The following is a 15,708-nucleotide window of genomic DNA, read 5'->3' as shown; positions in this document are numbered from 1 at the left end:
CGCGCCGGGGTGCGCCCCGGCGTGCCCCCGCGACCGAGGAGCTTGTCATGCCCCGCACTCCCCTGCCGCGCCCTGCGGCGATTTCTCCTGCCGAATACCGTGCCCGCCGCCAGTCGCTGATGGCGGCCCTGCCGCCGCAAAGCGCCGTGCTGCTCTCGGCGGCCTCGTTGAAGACCCGCAATCGCGACAGCGAATACCCGTTTCGCCAGGACAGCGACTTTCATTACCTGAGCGGTTTTCCCGAGCCGGATGCCCTGCTGGTGCTGCTGCCCGGCCGCGAGGACGGCGAGGCGGTGCTGTTCTGCCAGGAAAAGGATCCGCACATGGAGGCCTGGACCGGCCTTCGCATCGGTGCCGAGAAGGCCGTGACGACGTACGGCCTGGATGCGGCCTACGAAAACGACGAACGCGATGCCCTCCTGCCCGAGCTGCTCGATGGCCGTGAAACGCTTTACCTGCCCTTTGACGACGGCGAGACGCTGGCCCTGGCCGAGTCCCTGCGCGCCGAACTGGCGGCCCAGGCACGACGGGGCGCGCGCGCGCCGCGCGCCTTCGCCGATGTGGCGCCGTTGATCCACGAGCGCCGCCTGATCAAGAGCGAGGCGGAACTCGACCTCATGCGTCATGCGGCACGCATTTCAGCGGCGGCTCATCGGCGTGCCATGCGGAGCGTGTGCCCCGGCCTGCAGGAGTATCAGCTGCAGGCGGAGCTCGAACACGAATTCGCCTGGCACGGCGCCCGTGCGCCGGCCTATGCGACGATCGTCGGCGGCGGCGAGAACGCCTGTGTGCTGCACTATATCGAAAACGGCGCGACGCTGAACGATGGCGACCTGGTGCTGATCGATGCCGGTGGCGAGTTCGACCTCTACGCCGGTGACATCACCCGCACCTTTCCGGTCAATGGGCGTTTCTCCCCGGCCCAGCGAGAGCTTTATGACCTCGTGCTCGAGGCCCAGTGCCGTGCCGTGGCGGCCGTCGCGCCCGGCACGACATTGCAGGCGATACACGAAGGCGTCGTGCGTGACCTGACCGACGGGCTCATTCGCCTGGGCTTGCTCGAAGGTCCGCTCGAGACGCGTATCGACGACCACGGGTACCGGCGTTTCTTCCTGCATGCGACCTCGCACTGGCTGGGGCTCGACGTGCATGACGTCGGCGATTATCGCCTGGAGGGACAGCCGCGCGAGCTGATGCCGGGCATGGTGCTGACCGTGGAGCCCGGACTCTACATCCCCGACGCCGAGGATATTCCCGAGGCGTATCGGGGCATCGGCATTCGCATCGAGGACGATGTGGCGGTGACCGCCACGGGTCGGGAGGTGCTGACGACGGATGTGCCGAAATCGGTGGCGGATATCGAGGCACTCATGCATGACCGTTGATCAATTTTTGATCGCCATGAATGATGTTTACGTAATTACGTTATGAATACGTAAGCGCGGCGGCCGTGGCCGGGAGAGGCCCGCCACGACTGCCGTGCATGCCCTTAACGTGGTACAAAACAGCGTGTCCCGCCATCGCCGATGGCGGGACGTTCGGAGCCGACAGGGAGAGTTTGCGATGCCCCGCAATCGGGTGGATATCGCCATCGTGGGTGGCGGCTTGGTCGGCGCCAGCTTGGCGTGTGCGCTGGCGCCGTTGATCGAGCGCCATGGGCTGCGGGTCGCGGTGATCGAGGCGGCGCCACTGAACGATGCGCAGGCGGCGACGTTTCAACCCAGCTTCGACGCCCGGGCCAGCGCCATCGCGCAAGGCTCGCGCCGTCATTTCGAACGCCTGGGGGTGTGGGCGACCATGGCCGAGCGCGCCACGCCGATTCGTCAGATCCATGTCAGCGAGCGCGGGCGTTTCGGCGCCACCCGGCTGACGGCGGACGAGTTCGACCTCGACGCGCTGGGCTACGTGATCCCCAATGCCTGGATGGGCCAGGTGCTGCATGCCGCCCTCGGGGCGTTGCCGCTGACCTGGCATTGTCCGGCGCGTGTCGACGACATCGTGCCCATCGCCGACGGCCACCGCCTGACGCTCAGCGACGGCGCCTGCCTGGAGGCAGGGCTCACCGTGCTCGCCGACGGCGGACGCTCGGGGCTCAAGGAACGGCTGGGCATCGCCAGCCAGGCGCAGCCCTATGAACAGCATGCCTTGATCGCCAACGTCGAGGTCGGTCGCGATCACGGTGGCGTGGCCTACGAGCGGTTCTCGTCGCAAGGCCCGATGGCGCTGTTGCCGATGGCGGGACGCCGGATGGCGCTGGTCTGGACGCATGCCAGCGAGCGGCGCGAAGACGCCCTGGCCTGGTCGGACGACGTCTGCCTGAGGCGCCTGCAAGACGCCTTCGGCGACCGCCTGGGACGTTTCCGGCGCATCGGCCGGCGTGACGCCTATCCGTTGTCGCTGGTCACGGCCAACGAGCCGGTGCGCCCCCATCTGGCGGTGCTGGGCAATGCCGCGCATGCCCTGCACCCGGTGGCCGGGCAAGGCTTCAACCTCGCCCTGCGGGGCGTGATGGATCTGGTCGCGACTCTCGAGGACGGCTTGTGCCGTGGACAGGCACCCGGCGGTGCGGGCCTGCTGGGCGAGTTCGAAAACCGCCGTGCCGCCGATCGGCGTAACGTGATCCGCTTCAGCGACGGCTTGATCCGCCTGTTCGGCATCGAGCATGCCGCCTTTTCCCACCTGCGCGCCGCGGGGCTGGTGGGACTCAATATCGTGAGCCCGCTGCGACGCACCCTGGCGCGCCGCGCCATGGGGCTGGAGCGATGACGGCCGACGAGGAAACGAACATGGAAGAGACGACACACGACGAGGTGATCGTCGTCGGCGGCGGCATGGTCGGTGCCGCGCTGGCGGCGCTGCTCGGCGAGGCCGGCATCTCGGTGACGGTACTCGATGCCCGCCCGGCGCCGCTGGCCAGCGACGATGTCGGTCGCGGCCTGCCCGCTCCTCGGGTCAGCGCCCTGACGCCGGTATCGCAGCGCTTGCTGACGCATCTGGGAGTCTGGTCGTGGATGGCCGAGCGGCGTGTCTCGCCCTATCAGGGCATGCGCGTCTGGGACGGCGAAGGCAGCGGTGAAATCGCCTTCGAGGCGGCGGACATCGGGCTGCGCGAGCTGGGCCATATCGTCGAGAACGACGTCGTCCTGGCGGGGCTCGAAGCACGCCTCGCCGCCCTGCCGAGCGTGACCCAGCGTTTCGGCGTGCGAGTGTCGGGGATCGAGCGCGAAGACGAGACGCAGACATTGACCCTCGACGATGGCAGCCGCTGGATGGCGCCGCTGGTGGTTGCCGCCGATGGCGCGCGCTCCCCGCTTCGCCGCCTGGCGGGCATCGAGGTGCGCGAGCACGATACCGGTCATGTGGCGCTGGTCACCACGCTGCGCTGCGAGCAGGCCCACGGTGGCGTGGCGCGCCAGGTCTTCCTGCCGGACGGGCCGTTGGCCTTTCTGCCCCTGCGGGTCGAGGAAGACGATCACCATTGCTCGATCGTCTGGTCGACACGCCCCGAGCATGCCAAGCGGCTGCTGGCGCTGGACCCGGCGGCATTCGCCGAGGCCCTGAATGCCGCCATGGAAGACCGGCTGGGCAAGATCGACGTGCTCGACGAAGTACACCACTTCCCGCTGACCCAGCGTCATGCCCACGATTACACCGCCCCCGGGCTGGCCCTGATCGGCGACGCCGCGCACAGCATTCACCCGCTGGCCGGCCAGGGCGTCAATCTGGGCTTCCTGGATGCGGCGGTGCTGGCGGAGGAGATCGTCCACGCCCGGCAACGTGGCGTGGCCCTCGGCGATGCTCGCACGCTGGCGCGTTACGCTCGGCGCCGGCGCGGCGACAACGCCGCCATGCTGGCGTTGATGGACGGCTTCCGCCTGCTGTTCGGCGCCCGACACCCCGCATTACGATTGATACGTAACGTCGGTCTTTCCAGCACGCACCGCCTGATGCCCCTCAAGCGGCTCTTGATCCGCCAAGCCGCCGGCGAGCGCGGCGAGCTGCCCGCCGTGTGTCGCTAGAGGGTTTCATGATGCGTCGACAGACGTGCGTTCTGACGTCGAGGTGTCAGTGTCGATGGCATGGCGCTTGATTCGGCGCATCAACCAGGACTGCGTGACGCCCAGTGTCCTTGCTGCCTTGCGGGTGCTGCCGGTGAGCGCCAGGGCCTCGCGGATGGCCTGGTGTTCCAGCTGCGCCAACCGTTGCGGCAGGGGCTGTGTGTCCCCTTCGGGCAGTGCGGAACCGGCGGGTTCGATATCGAGGTCCGGGGCCAGGTCGGCAACCCTGATGGTCTCGTCCTCGCAGAAAACGCTTAGCCGTTCCAGCAGGTTTTCCAGCTCACGCACATTGCCGGGCCAGTGATGACGGGTCAGGGCCCGCAAGGCATCGCGCTCGAGCGTCAGGCGCCGCTTGTGTCGGCGCGAGATATGGGCGAGCAGCTGGTTGGCGAGATGGGGAATGTCCTCGGCACGTTCTCGCAGCGGCGGCACCTCGATGGGCACGATGTTCAGCCGATAGAACAGGTCGGCGCGAAAGCTGCCGTCTCGCACTCGGGCGGGAAGGTCCGTGTTGGTGGCAGCGACGATGCGTACATCGGCTTTGCGCGTGCTGCCGCCCAAAGGGTGGTATTCGCGCTCTTGAAGCAACTGCAGGAGCTTGGGCTGCAGCGCCAGCGGCAGCTCGCCGATCTCGTCGAGGAACAGGGTGCCGCCCTCGGCCAGGGCGACGTAACCCACCCGGCCGTCGCGGTGGGCACCGGTGAAAGCGCCACGCTCGTGACCGAACAGCTCGGCCTCGAGCAGGGCCTCGGGGATGGCCGCGCAATTGACATGAATCAGCGGTTGCTCCGAGCGCGGGCTGAACTGGTGCAGTCGATTGACCAGCCAGCTCTTGCCGACACCGGTTTCACCGCTCACCAGGACGGTCGTGTCACTGGCGGCGGCGCGATCCAGGCGTTCCAGGCACTGGCGATAGCGGGGGCTGCGACTGGGAGCGGCCGGGTTGGCCTCCGTCGCGACCTGATCCTGGCGAATGCGTTTCAGCTGATGCATGACATGATCGAGCAATGCCTGAGTGGTGTCCGGCGAACGGGATGCCAGCACATCGCGGTCCAGGTTGCGGGTCTGCACCAGCACGGCATCCGGCTCGCCTGAGTCGTCGCTGTCCAGATGAAAGAGGCTGCCGTTGACCAGGTAGTCCTTGCCGCGATAGCGGTGAACCACGCTGACGGGACGACGCTCGTCGATCACGAACCGAGTGACCGAGGGAGAGAAGACACCCTCTTCCTCCAGCTGATAGACATCGCTGGCGTAGAGGTGCGCTTCGGTGGTCTCGAGCTGGGACAGACTCGCCTGGTTGACCCATAGCGGATGGCCCCCGAGATCGGTGATGAAGATGCCATCTTCAAGCGCATTGAGGATGGCCAGCAATTGTTCGGGCATGAGAGTGCCGTGGTTCATACGGACTCCGGGCAGGGACCAGGGGGACCATGGTGTGCCCGCAGTCGTCGGTAGTAAAGGCGCCGCCGACGGCGCCCATGAAGGGGACGGGCTACATGCCCAGCTTGCTGAACAGATAGCCCCACAGAGCTGCCGCGATGATCACGAACAGTGCCATGATCGCCCACACCTGGCGGTACTCGCGGATCAGCTCGCGAGCGCCATCGGGGCGCGCGAGGATGTCCCTGATGGTGGTGTCGGACAAACGCTTGGCGCGAATGTCGTCGAAGACGCGCAGCTCGTAGTCGTTGGGACGACTCTTCAGGCCCACGACGACGAGTGACAGGGTACCCAGCACGATGGCGACCTGAAGGTTATCGATGTTCCAGGGCAGCGACATCACCCCATGACGTTCGAGCTCGCCGACCGCAATGAAGGTGATGGAGCCTACCAGCATGCACGCCAGCGCGGCATTGGCATTCATGCGGCGCCAGTGCAGGGCGGCAACGATGGTCGGCAGCCAGGCCACGGCGAAAATGGCGCCGGCGTAGATGGAAATCCAGTAGATGCCCGCGGGGCGGGAGATGGCCACGGCACATACGATCAGTGCCACTATGGCCTGAGAAATGCGGCCGAGGACCACGCCCTTGTGCTCGCTGACCTTGCGATCGAAGAGCTTCTCGTAGAGGTCGCGCGCCAGAGCGAACCCCGTCAGCACGAAGAGGGTCGAGGCGGTGGACATGATCGATGCCATCAGCCCCGCCAGGCCGATGCCGGCGAGAGTCGGGTTGGTATGCTCCATGAAGCCGACGATCATGGCCCGATCGGTAGGTTCGATCCCGGGTTGAATGACCTGCATGGCGCTGGCGGCCAGAAATACCAGCAACTGCATGGCCGGGGCGAAGAAGACGCCAATCACCGCGACCTTCAGGATGACGAAGTCGTTCTTCGCCGGAAAGACGCGAGATACCAGTGCCGGCGTGCAAGCGAAGAACAGGATCCATACCAGAAACTGCGAGATCGACCAGCTCAGGGGCCGGTCGCTGGCGCCGCCCACGGTCCAGAAGCCGGGAAGCGTTTCGCCGAGGCCTTTCATTGCCTCGAAACCGGCATCGCCGATCAGCAAGGGAGCGATGATGAAGGCGATGGCCAGCATGGTGAAAAACATCATGGTGTCGGTGTAGACCACCCCGTACATGCCGGATAGCGAACAGAAGGCCAGCAGCGCCAGGGTGAAGGCGACGATGATGACCGGGAAGGGAATGTCGATGATTTCCGCCAGAACCAGCCCTGCGCCGATCAGCTGGATGATGCCGTAGCCGAGCAGACCGACCACCATCAGGATCAGGGCGACCACGCTGACCCACTTGTTGTTAAAGCGGTAGTCGAAGAAATCCATCATGGTGCGACAATTCAATGCCTTGAGCTTGCGCCCGATGAAGACCACGGCGACCAGGGTGCCGACCCAGGCGCCGAAGGAGCCCAGGGCGGCGATGACCAGGGGGCCCTCGCTGTAGGAGATGCCGGCGATTCCCATCAGGGTGACGGCGCTCAGGAAGGTGGCGGCCAGGGTGCCGACGATCAGCAGCGTGGAGCCCTGCTCCCCCATGACATAGAAGTCGTCCTTGTTCTTGATTCGGCGGGCCAGGAAGGCCGCCACCGCCACATAGGCGGCGAGTACGGTAGCGAAGATCGCCAGAGTCATAACGAGTGTCTCCAGTCAGCGGTATTGTGCTTGTTGGGGTCAGGAGCGCGGGTCGGGCTCACTGGATGCGCATGTGTCTTCTTCCTTGGGTGCCTGTTCCAGACGCCGTATCGTCGGCCGGTACTCGCGCACCAGGATGACGCCGACGATGACCACCGACAGGGCGGTGGTCAGGAAGGCATTGGTGAACAGCAGTAGAACCTGAGGATTGAAGTCCATGGGAAGAGCCTCTTGTTGTACGTTGGTGAGGAGCGAGTGGACGGTCGTGGTCAGTCGGCCAGTTCACACCAGTCGATCAGGGTCAGGGCCATGATCTCGGCCACGTCGAAGATGTCGTCGAGGCGAATATGCTCGTTGGGGAAGTGTGCCAGCCGCGTGATGCCGGGACCGAACACCAGCGCCGGCACGCCGTACTGACTCAGCAGGCCGCCGTCGGTGCCCCAGGGCGAGGCCTGGCGTTCGGGCATGCGCCCATGAACGCGCTCGAAGGCGTTGCACAGTTGCGTCACCAGGGGACTGTCGAGATCGATGCCGCCGGGCTGCCAGCAGGCGCCATAGAACTCCACCTCGACCGGATGGTCGGCGAACCAGTCGTCTTGCTCGGCGAGGGCCGCCATGGCCGATACCAGGGCCTGCTCGGCCGTTTCCACCGTCTCGCCGGGGCCAACGCCGATGCGGCCCTCCAGGGTGATCTCGTCCGGCACGCTGGAGGGCCAGTCTCCGCCTTCGATGCGGCCCAGGTTGATCGGCAGCGGAATCGGAACGCCCTCGTATAGCGGATCGTTGAGGTCTGCGTTGCGTTGCGCCTCCAGCGCCTGGATGGCGGCGATGACGGCGACGCTTTTCTCCAGGGCACTGACGCCCTCGTAACGGGTACCGCCGTGCGCCTTCACTCCCATCACCCTGAGCCGGAACCAGCGCGAGCCTTGCTGGCGCGGGAATATCTTCTGTTCACTGGGCTCCGGGATCAGCGCGGCATCGGCGGTATAGCCGCGTTCCAGCGCCGCCAGCGTGCCCGCACCCCCAGCTTCCTCCTCGATCACGCTCTGCAGGATGACGTCGCCCTTGAGGCGTACGCCCAGTGTCTTGAGCGTGGCCACTGCCACATAAGCGGACAGGTTGCCGCCCTTCATGTCGGTGACGCCACGCCCGTAGAGGCAGCCGTCGATGATCTCGCCCGAGTAAGGGGGGTGATGCCATTGGGCATGATCTCCCTCCGGTACCACGTCCACGTGTCCGTTGAGGATCAGCGAGCGACCACCACCGGTTCCCTTCCAGGTGCCGACCACGTTGGGGCTGCCGGCGAGGCTTTCACGCTGACAGTGGAACAACGGATTATGCTTGAGGGAGGCGATGTCGATTTCCCACAAGTCGGTGTCGAGCCCCAATTCGCGGTAGAGGTCGGCGATTCGGTGCTGGTAACGAGACTCCTGCCCCGACAGCGTGGGGTCCTGTACCCATTCTTGCAGCAAAGCCGTGTAGGCTTCCCGTTGCTGGTCGATGGCGTCGCGAATCCGGTCTTTCATGTGCTTTGTCCTTGTTGGTGCGGTGTCGAAGCGGTGGTACGCGGGCGAGTCGAAATGGACTCGGTCGAGTCGTTTTCGACTCATACGCGTTCGGCCCTGGCCAGTACGGCATCGCACAGGAGTTGAGTGCCCAGAGCACAATGCTCGGGCTCGGTATACTCGGCTTCGTTGTGGCTGATGCCGTCCCGGCTGGGGACGAAGATCATCACCGTGGGCGTGACGTGGGAAAGATGAACGGCGTCGTGACCGGCACCGCTCATCATGGTCGGGGCCTCCAGCCCGCGGGCCTCGGCAGCCTCGACCAGTGATGCGATCAGCGTGTCGTCAAAAGGCGTGACCGGCGAGTGCCAGCGGCGCTCGAGGGAAAGCGTCACGCCCTCGGCCTCGGCAGCGGTCCGGGCCAGGCGCTCCACCGTGGCGTCCAGTGCGGCGAGGCGTTCATCATCGGTATGGCGCAGATCGAGTTGCAGGTGTATCTCGCCCGGGATCACGTTGCGCGAGGGTTCTACGACCTGGAAGTCGCCCACGGTCAGGCGGGCGGCGCCTTCCGGATCCGCCAATACTTCTTCCTTGAGCGCTTGAATCAGTGCAGTGGCGGCCATCAGCGGATCATGGCGATAGCTCATGGGCGTGGGGCCGGCGTGGGCCGACTGACCGCGCAGGCTCAGGTCGTACCAACGAATGCCCTGGACCCCGGTCACGATGCCTAGCGGATCGCCTTGCTCCTCCAGGACCGGCCCCTGCTCGATATGCAGTTCGAAATAGGCGTCGAGGTCTTGCTCGCCGAGGGGGAGGTCACCGGCTTCGTCGCAGGCCTGAATGGCCTCACGCAGGCTTACGCCTTGGCTGTCGGTGGCGGTGAAGAACGTGTCTTCATCGAGGCGCCCGGTCCAGACACCGCTGCCGCCCATGGCGGGAGCGAATCGGCTGCCCTCCTCGTTGGTCCAGACGATCAGCGACAGCGGACGACGCGTCGTGATGTCGTTGTCGGCGAGAGTACGGAATACCTCGAGGCCGGCCAGCACTCCCAGCACGCCGTCGAAGCGCCCGCCCAGGGGTTGGGTATCCAGATGGCTGCCCAGGGAGACGGCCGGGAGGCGGTTTTCATGGCCGGGGCGATGAATGAACAGGTTGCCTGCCTTGTCGCGCTGCCAGGTGCAGCCCAAAGCCTCGACCCAATCGAGCAGCAGCCGTCGCCCTGCGGCATCTTCCTGCGTCATGGCTAGGCGGCGACTGCCTCCATTGGGAGACGGGCCGATCTCGGCCATGCGCATCAGGGAGTTCCAGAGTCGATCGCTGTCGATGGAAACGCGGGGGGTGGCGCCGGGCATGGACCATTCCTCGTGGTTGGCATTGTGCGCCATACCAAGCGAGTACTGTGCCGGTTGGTAGATTTTCCTTTTAATACAGAAAGGTATGGGCGGTTTGGGACAGCGTGAGATCCCCGGTCCAGCGCTTTTGAGTCGATATCGACTCAAGTGTTGGCCATGAGCATGCCGGTCGATCGTCCGTGACCTCGTTCTGCCGGTCCGTTCTGTACCGTCGGGCATGCGCATCTAGACTGACAGGTACATTTGCCACGGGAGATGCCCCATGCGACTCGACGGTTCCTGCCATTGCGGTGCGGTGCGTTTCGGCGTCGATTCCCCGCACCCCTATCCCTATCAGCGCTGCTATTGCTCCATCTGCCGCAAGACCGCCGGAGGCGGCGGCTATGCCATCAACTTGAGCGGTCGCGCCGAGACGCTCGACGTGCAGGGGCGTGAGCACATCAATGTCTATCACGCCGTCATCGATGGCAATACCAGCACCGGCGAGCGCCACTTCTGCCGGCATTGCGCCAGCGCGTTGTGGGTCTTCGATCCTCAATGGCCGAGTCTGGTGCATCCGTTCGCCTCTGCCATCGACACGCCTCTGCCCATACCGCCCGAGCGCGTTCATCTGATGCTCGACAGCAAAGCCAGCTGGGTCGAGGTCGACGCTCGGGAAAACGACCAGTGCTTCGCCGTCTACCCGCAGGAGAGCATCGCCGAATGGCATCAGCGGCTGGGACTGGAAGACGGCGCGTAGCCACCCAAGACATCCCTCGCTTGAAACCCGGATAATGGCGGGTCGTTCTCCCTGGAATGCTGCCCGCCATCAGTTTGGGCCTCGTGCCGGCTCGGTGGTCTCGGCGTTGAATCCTTCCGACCGTTCGTAAAAAGGCGATGCCCTCGACGATCCCGCGTCGATAGCCTCGTGGCCTGGTGCCGTTGACCCAGAGCCGCGGGCGCCCCCGTCCAGCGTTCTCGTGACTGCCCGCAGTGACTCAGGAAGACGGTTCGTCAGGAATCGCTGGCATTTCTTTGTACAATACTTTACCTTCTGTACAAGATTTGTATATGACGAGAGTTTCTGGTCGCTAGGCGTTCTCGATGCATATGCCTCCTTCGAATCGCAGGGAAAGGAATAACATAGTGAAAAACCTTTTTTCATGGCTACGGGGAACGACGATTCGGGCCCGGATGACGGCCGGCTTTGCCAGCGTGCTCTTGCTGATGATCATCCTGACCGCCGAGGGTGTGCGCGAGGTCAACCTGATCGACCACAGCATGAAGGTCATCAATGACGTCAACAGCGTCAAGCAGCAGTATGCGGTCGATTTCCGAGGCAGCGTGCACGATCGCGCCATCGCCGTGCGCGATGCGGTCCTGGTCGACGACGAGGCCGACCTGGCGCCGATCCTGGCGGACATTCGGCGCCTCGAAGGCGACTACCGCGAGGCTGCGACCGGCATGCGGGAGATCTTCTCGGAGAGCAATGTCACTGCCGAAGAGCGTAACGCCCTGGCCGCTATCCAGGAGATTCAGGCCACGACCATGCCGCTGATCGAGGAAGTGCTCGAGCGGCGTCAGGCAGGCGACATTGCGGGGGCCGAGCAGTTGCTGCTCGACGAAGCGGCGCCGGCCTTCAGCACCTGGCTCGACGACATCAACACCTTCATCACCCTGCAAGAAGAGCTCAATGCCGCCGAAACCGGCTTTGCGCGCAATATCGCCGAAAATTTCCAGATCACCATGATCTTGCTGTGCCTGGGGGCCCTGGTGATCGGGGGGCTGGTGGCCACGTTGCTGACCCGGTTGCTGCTGCGCGAGTTCGGTGCGGAGCCCTACGAGGTCAAGGCCTTCGCCGAGGCGGTGGGCAATGGCGATCTGACCCGTCAGGTGTCGCTGAAACCGCAGTATCGCAACAGCATCATGGCCGCCCAGGTGGCGATGGCGGAGCGACTGAAGAAGACGGTCTGGGAAGTACGCGGTTCGGCCGAATCGGTGGCCACCAACAGCGAGCAGATCGCCGAGGGGAACAATGACTTGGCCTCCCGTACCGAGCAGCAGGCCAGCTCGCTGGCCGAGACCGCCTCCGCCATGGAAGAGCTGGGCAGCACCGTCCAGCACAACGCCGACAATGCCGCCGAGGCGCGCAAGCAGGCCGCCAATGCCTCGAGTATCGCCGAAGAAGGTGGCGAGGTTGTCACCCAGGTGGTGCAGACCATGCGCGACATCGATGCCAGCTCCAATGAAGTGGCCGATATCATCACCATGATCGACGGCATTGCCTTCCAGACCAACATCCTGGCGCTCAACGCCTCCGTCGAGGCGGCGCGCGCCGGTGAGCATGGCCGAGGTTTCGCCGTGGTCGCCCAGGAAGTGCGCGAGCTGGCCAGCCGTTCCGCGGCGTCGGCCAAGGAGATCAACACCCTGATCACCGCCAACCGCAAGCGTGTCGAGCAGGGTACGGAACTGGCCACGCGCGCCGGCAAGACCACCGAGGACGTGGTGGCTTCCGTCAAACGCGTGACCGAGCTGATGGAAGAAATCAGCAACGCGACCGCCGAGCAGAGCGACGGGGTGCAGCAGGCCGGCGAAGCCGTCGCGCAGATGGATCAGGTCACGCAGCAGAACGCGGCCCTGGTCGAGCAGAGCGCCAGCGCCTCCAACAACCTCAAGGCGCGTGCCCACAAACTGATGGAGCTGATGTCGGCCTTCGAGCTCGGCACGGCCTCTGCGCAGGACGCACGGCATTCGGCGCAGCAGTCCTGGGCCGCCACCGGCGGCGCACAACAGCAGGCGTCTACATCCGCGCCCGCACCACGTCTGGCGAGCACCCGTCACACTGCGCGGCACACTACCGAGGAAGAAGAGTGGGAGACGTTCTGATTCCCGACTGAATGCCTCGCTGACCGTTCGAGGCGAATGACATGCCAGACGACCGCCGCCGGCGGTCGTCTGGCATCGAGCCCACGCGTCCTTCGACGTTGCACCCGATCATCGCTTCCCCACCCAAGACACACCCGCTTGAAACCCGGATAATGGCGGGCAATTCGCCCCCTGGGCGCACCCGACACCAACCCGGTTCGTGTACATGGAAATCAAGGTCAACTTTCTCGAAAACCTGCGGCTGGCGGCCAAGTTCGACGACTTCACCGTCGAGACCGACCAGCCCATTCGCTACAAGGGCGACGGCTCGGCGCCGAGTCCGTTCGACTACTTCCTGGCCTCCTCGGCGTTGTGTGCGGCTTATTTCGTGCGCTTGTACTGCAACGCGCGGGACATCCCTACCGAGAACATCCGGCTGTCGCAGAACAACATCGTCGACCCCGAGAATCGCTACAACCAGATCTTCAAGATCCAGGTGGAGCTGCCGGAGGACCTTTCCGAAAAGGACCGCACCGGTATCCTGCGCGCGGCGGAGCGCTGCAGCGTCAAGCGCGTGATCCAGAACGCGCCCGAATTCCAGATCGAGACGGTCGAGAACATCGACGAGGACGCCCAGGCGCTGCTGATGGGCACGAATGCCAAGGACGGCGACGCAGGCAGCGAAACCTGGATCGAGGGCAAGGACCTGCCGCTGGAACGCACCATCGCCAACATGACCCGGATCCTCGAGGATCTGGGCATGAAGATCGAGATCGCCTCGTGGCGCAATATCGTGCCCAACGTCTGGTCGCTGCATCTGCGCGACGCGGCCTCGCCGATGTGTTTCACCAACGGCAAGGGCGCGACCAAGGAAGCGGCGCTGTGCTCGGCGCTGGGCGAGTTCATCGAGCGCCTCTCCTGCAACTTCTTCTACAACGACCAGTTCTTCGGCGAGGCGATCGCCGATAGTGCCTTCGTTCACTATCCCAGCGAGCGCTGGTTCCCGCTGGAAGACGACGACGCGCTGCCCGCCGGGCTGCTCGACGCACATTGTCGGGCGATCTTCGATCCGGACGGCGAGCTGCGCGGCTCGCACCTGATCGACACCAACTCCGGGCGAAAGGATCGCGGCATCGTCGCGCTGCCGTTCAAGCGCCGCTCCGATGGCGAGACGGTGTACTTCCCTTCCAACCTGATCGAGAACCTCTACCTCAGCAACGGCATGAGCGCCGGCAACACGCTCGCCGAGGCCGAGGTGCAGTGCCTTTCCGAGATCTTCGAGCGCGCGGTGAAGAAGGAAATCATCGAGCAAGAGATCGTCCTGCCGGACGTGCCGGAAGAGGTGCTGGCCAAGTACCCCGGCATTCAGGAAGGCATCGCCGCACTGGAGGCCCAGGGCTTCCCGGTGCTGGTCAAGGACGCCTCGCTCGGCGGCCGCTACCCGGTGATGTGCGTGACCCTGATGAACCCGCGCACCGGTGGGGTGTTCGCCTCCTTCGGTGCGCACCCGAGCTTCCAGGTCGCGCTGGAGCGCAGCCTCACCGAGCTGCTCCAGGGGCGCAGCTTCGAGGGCCTGAACGACCTGCCGCAGCCGACCTTCAGCTCGCTGGCGGTCTCCGAGCCCAACAACTTCGTCGAGCACTTCATCGACTCCTCCGGGGTGATCTCCTGGCGCTTCTTCAGCGACCGCACGGATCTCGACTTCCACGAATGGGACTTCGCCGGCACCACTGCGGAAGAAGCCGAGCGCCTCTACGGACTGCTCGCCGATCAGGGCCTGGAAGCCTACGTGATGGAACACGAGGACCTGGGCGCGCCGGTGTGCCGCATCCTGGTGCCGGGGTATTCCGAGGTGTACCCGGTCGAAGACCTGGTGTGGGACAACACCAACATGGCGCTGGACTTCCGGGCGGACATTCTCCATCTGCACACACTCGAGGATGAGCGCCTCGCCGACCTGCTCGAGCGCCTGGAAGAAAGCCAGCTCGACGATCACATCAAGGTCGGCACGCTGATCGGTATCGAGTTCGACGACAACACCGTGTGGAGCGAGCTGACCATCCTCGAGCTCAAGCTGCTGATCGAGATCGCCCTGGGCGAGTACGAAGCCGCGCTGGAGCACGTCCAGATGTTCCTGCAGTTCAACGACAACACCGTGCAGCGCGGCCTGTTCCATCAGGCCATGCAGGCGGTGCTGGAGATCGCCCTGGACGATGACCTCGACTTCAACGACTACCACCGCAACCTCACGCGGATGTTCGGCGAAGAGACCATGCGCCAGGTGATCGGCGCGGTGAATGACGAGATACGCTTCCCCGGGCTGACGCCCACCAGCATGGGACTGGAAGGCATCGACCGCCACCAGCGCCTGATCGAAAGCTACCGCAAGCTGCACGCCGCGCGCGCCGCCGGGGCTGGCATCGCCACCTCGTAAACCGCACCTCCCCACCCTCTCCGTCACCGCCACGCACGGCGCGCCTCGGCGGAGAGGGCATTATCCCCTCCATGCATTGACGCCAGAGCCTCGACATACGATCAACCGCCGCTTTGCATCCATCACCACACTTGAATACTCTGATTCACTAAGGCTACTTAGATGGCCATGTAAAAGAACGACGCTGGGACTACCGCATGTGATGGCAAGGGCGCATCACGGCTTGCAGGGTAGGGGCGGTAGCGTGCCCAGGCCTGTGACCGTTCGCTGCTTCTCCCTCCACACGCTGGCTCCGATAAAACGCGCGAAGTCTGCATGGATTGCCGAGTTATTTTTAATTTTATTTTAAATCAATGACTTATATGCGAAATGGCGGGCTAGATAAGATTTATTGAACACGCGGGCGCGTTCAAGTGGGAAGCGAGCGTGC

At 64.7% G+C, this 15,708-nt stretch carries 11 protein-coding genes; 6 read left to right on the top strand and 5 right to left on the bottom strand.

From position 1 onward, the window contains the following. Positions 1 to 47: 47 nt before the first annotated feature. The 3 genes from pepP (at position 48) to ABGX75_RS02005 (ending at position 4,019) form a co-directional block, all read left to right on the top strand. Positions 48 to 1,385: a Xaa-Pro aminopeptidase gene (gene pepP, locus ABGX75_RS02015; RefSeq protein WP_347410827.1), complete on the top strand. Its 1,338-nt coding sequence runs from the start codon at positions 48 to 50 to the stop codon at positions 1,383 to 1,385. A gap of 178 nt (positions 1,386 to 1,563) precedes the next feature. Beyond that, positions 1,564 to 2,766 (top strand): 2-octaprenyl-6-methoxyphenyl hydroxylase, encoded by a 1,203-nt coding sequence (gene ubiH, locus ABGX75_RS02010; RefSeq protein WP_347410828.1) that lies wholly within the window; start codon positions 1,564 to 1,566, stop codon positions 2,764 to 2,766. Positions 2,767 to 2,786: 20 nt separating this feature from the next. Next, positions 2,787 to 4,019, top strand: a complete 1,233-nt coding sequence (locus ABGX75_RS02005) for a UbiH/UbiF/VisC/COQ6 family ubiquinone biosynthesis hydroxylase (protein WP_224113433.1) — start codon at positions 2,787 to 2,789, stop codon at positions 4,017 to 4,019. 6 nt (positions 4,020 to 4,025) lie between these two features. Here ABGX75_RS02005 and ABGX75_RS02000 read toward each other — a convergent pair whose 3' ends face one another. The 5 genes from ABGX75_RS02000 to ABGX75_RS01980 all read right to left on the bottom strand — a co-directional run bounded on the left by ABGX75_RS02000 (position 4,026) and on the right by ABGX75_RS01980 (position 10,000). After that, positions 4,026 to 5,459, bottom strand: coding sequence for a sigma 54-interacting transcriptional regulator (locus tag ABGX75_RS02000; protein ID WP_347410829.1), 1,434 nt, complete (start codon positions 5,457 to 5,459; stop codon positions 4,026 to 4,028). 91 nt (positions 5,460 to 5,550) lie between these two features. After that, complete coding sequence (locus ABGX75_RS01995; RefSeq protein ID WP_179152422.1) at positions 5,551 to 7,143, bottom strand: sodium:solute symporter family protein; 1,593 nt, start codon at positions 7,141 to 7,143, stop codon at positions 5,551 to 5,553. A 39-nt stretch (positions 7,144 to 7,182) separates the two neighbouring features. Further along, entirely contained in the window at positions 7,183 to 7,362 is a 180-nt protein-coding gene (locus ABGX75_RS01990; protein ID WP_011505340.1) for a hypothetical protein, read from the bottom strand. 50 nt (positions 7,363 to 7,412) lie between these two features. Next, a complete protein-coding gene (locus ABGX75_RS01985) occupies positions 7,413 to 8,669 on the bottom strand; it encodes a peptidase (protein WP_347410830.1) in 1,257 nt (418 codons plus the stop codon). A gap of 80 nt (positions 8,670 to 8,749) precedes the next feature. Next, positions 8,750 to 10,000, bottom strand: coding sequence for a M20 family metallo-hydrolase (locus tag ABGX75_RS01980; RefSeq protein WP_347410831.1), 1,251 nt, complete (start codon positions 9,998 to 10,000; stop codon positions 8,750 to 8,752). A 262-nt stretch (positions 10,001 to 10,262) separates the two neighbouring features. Here ABGX75_RS01980 and ABGX75_RS01975 point away from each other — a divergent pair, with 262 nt between their 5' ends. The 3 genes from ABGX75_RS01975 to ABGX75_RS01965 all read left to right on the top strand — a co-directional run bounded on the left by ABGX75_RS01975 (position 10,263) and on the right by ABGX75_RS01965 (position 15,278). Further along, positions 10,263 to 10,739 carry a GFA family protein gene (locus ABGX75_RS01975; RefSeq protein WP_287124489.1) on the top strand — a complete coding sequence of 159 codons (477 nt, stop codon included), beginning with the start codon at positions 10,263 to 10,265 and terminating at the stop codon, positions 10,737 to 10,739. Positions 10,740 to 11,125: 386 nt separating this feature from the next. Beyond that, positions 11,126 to 12,865 (top strand): methyl-accepting chemotaxis protein, encoded by a 1,740-nt coding sequence (locus ABGX75_RS01970; protein ID WP_280512633.1) that lies wholly within the window; start codon positions 11,126 to 11,128, stop codon positions 12,863 to 12,865. Between the two features lie 205 nt (positions 12,866 to 13,070). Beyond that, entirely contained in the window at positions 13,071 to 15,278 is a 2,208-nt protein-coding gene (locus tag ABGX75_RS01965) for an OsmC domain/YcaO domain-containing protein (protein ID WP_347410832.1), read from the top strand. The last annotated feature ends 430 nt before the right edge of the window (positions 15,279 to 15,708 follow it).

Origin of the sequence: Chromohalobacter sp., assembly GCF_039830575.1 — a bacterium.
GTDB classification, from domain to species: domain Bacteria; phylum Pseudomonadota; class Gammaproteobacteria; order Pseudomonadales; family Halomonadaceae; genus Chromohalobacter; species Chromohalobacter israelensis.
The sequence above is the reverse complement of the archived record's forward strand: the minus strand, read 5'-3'. Positions and strand labels throughout refer to the sequence as shown.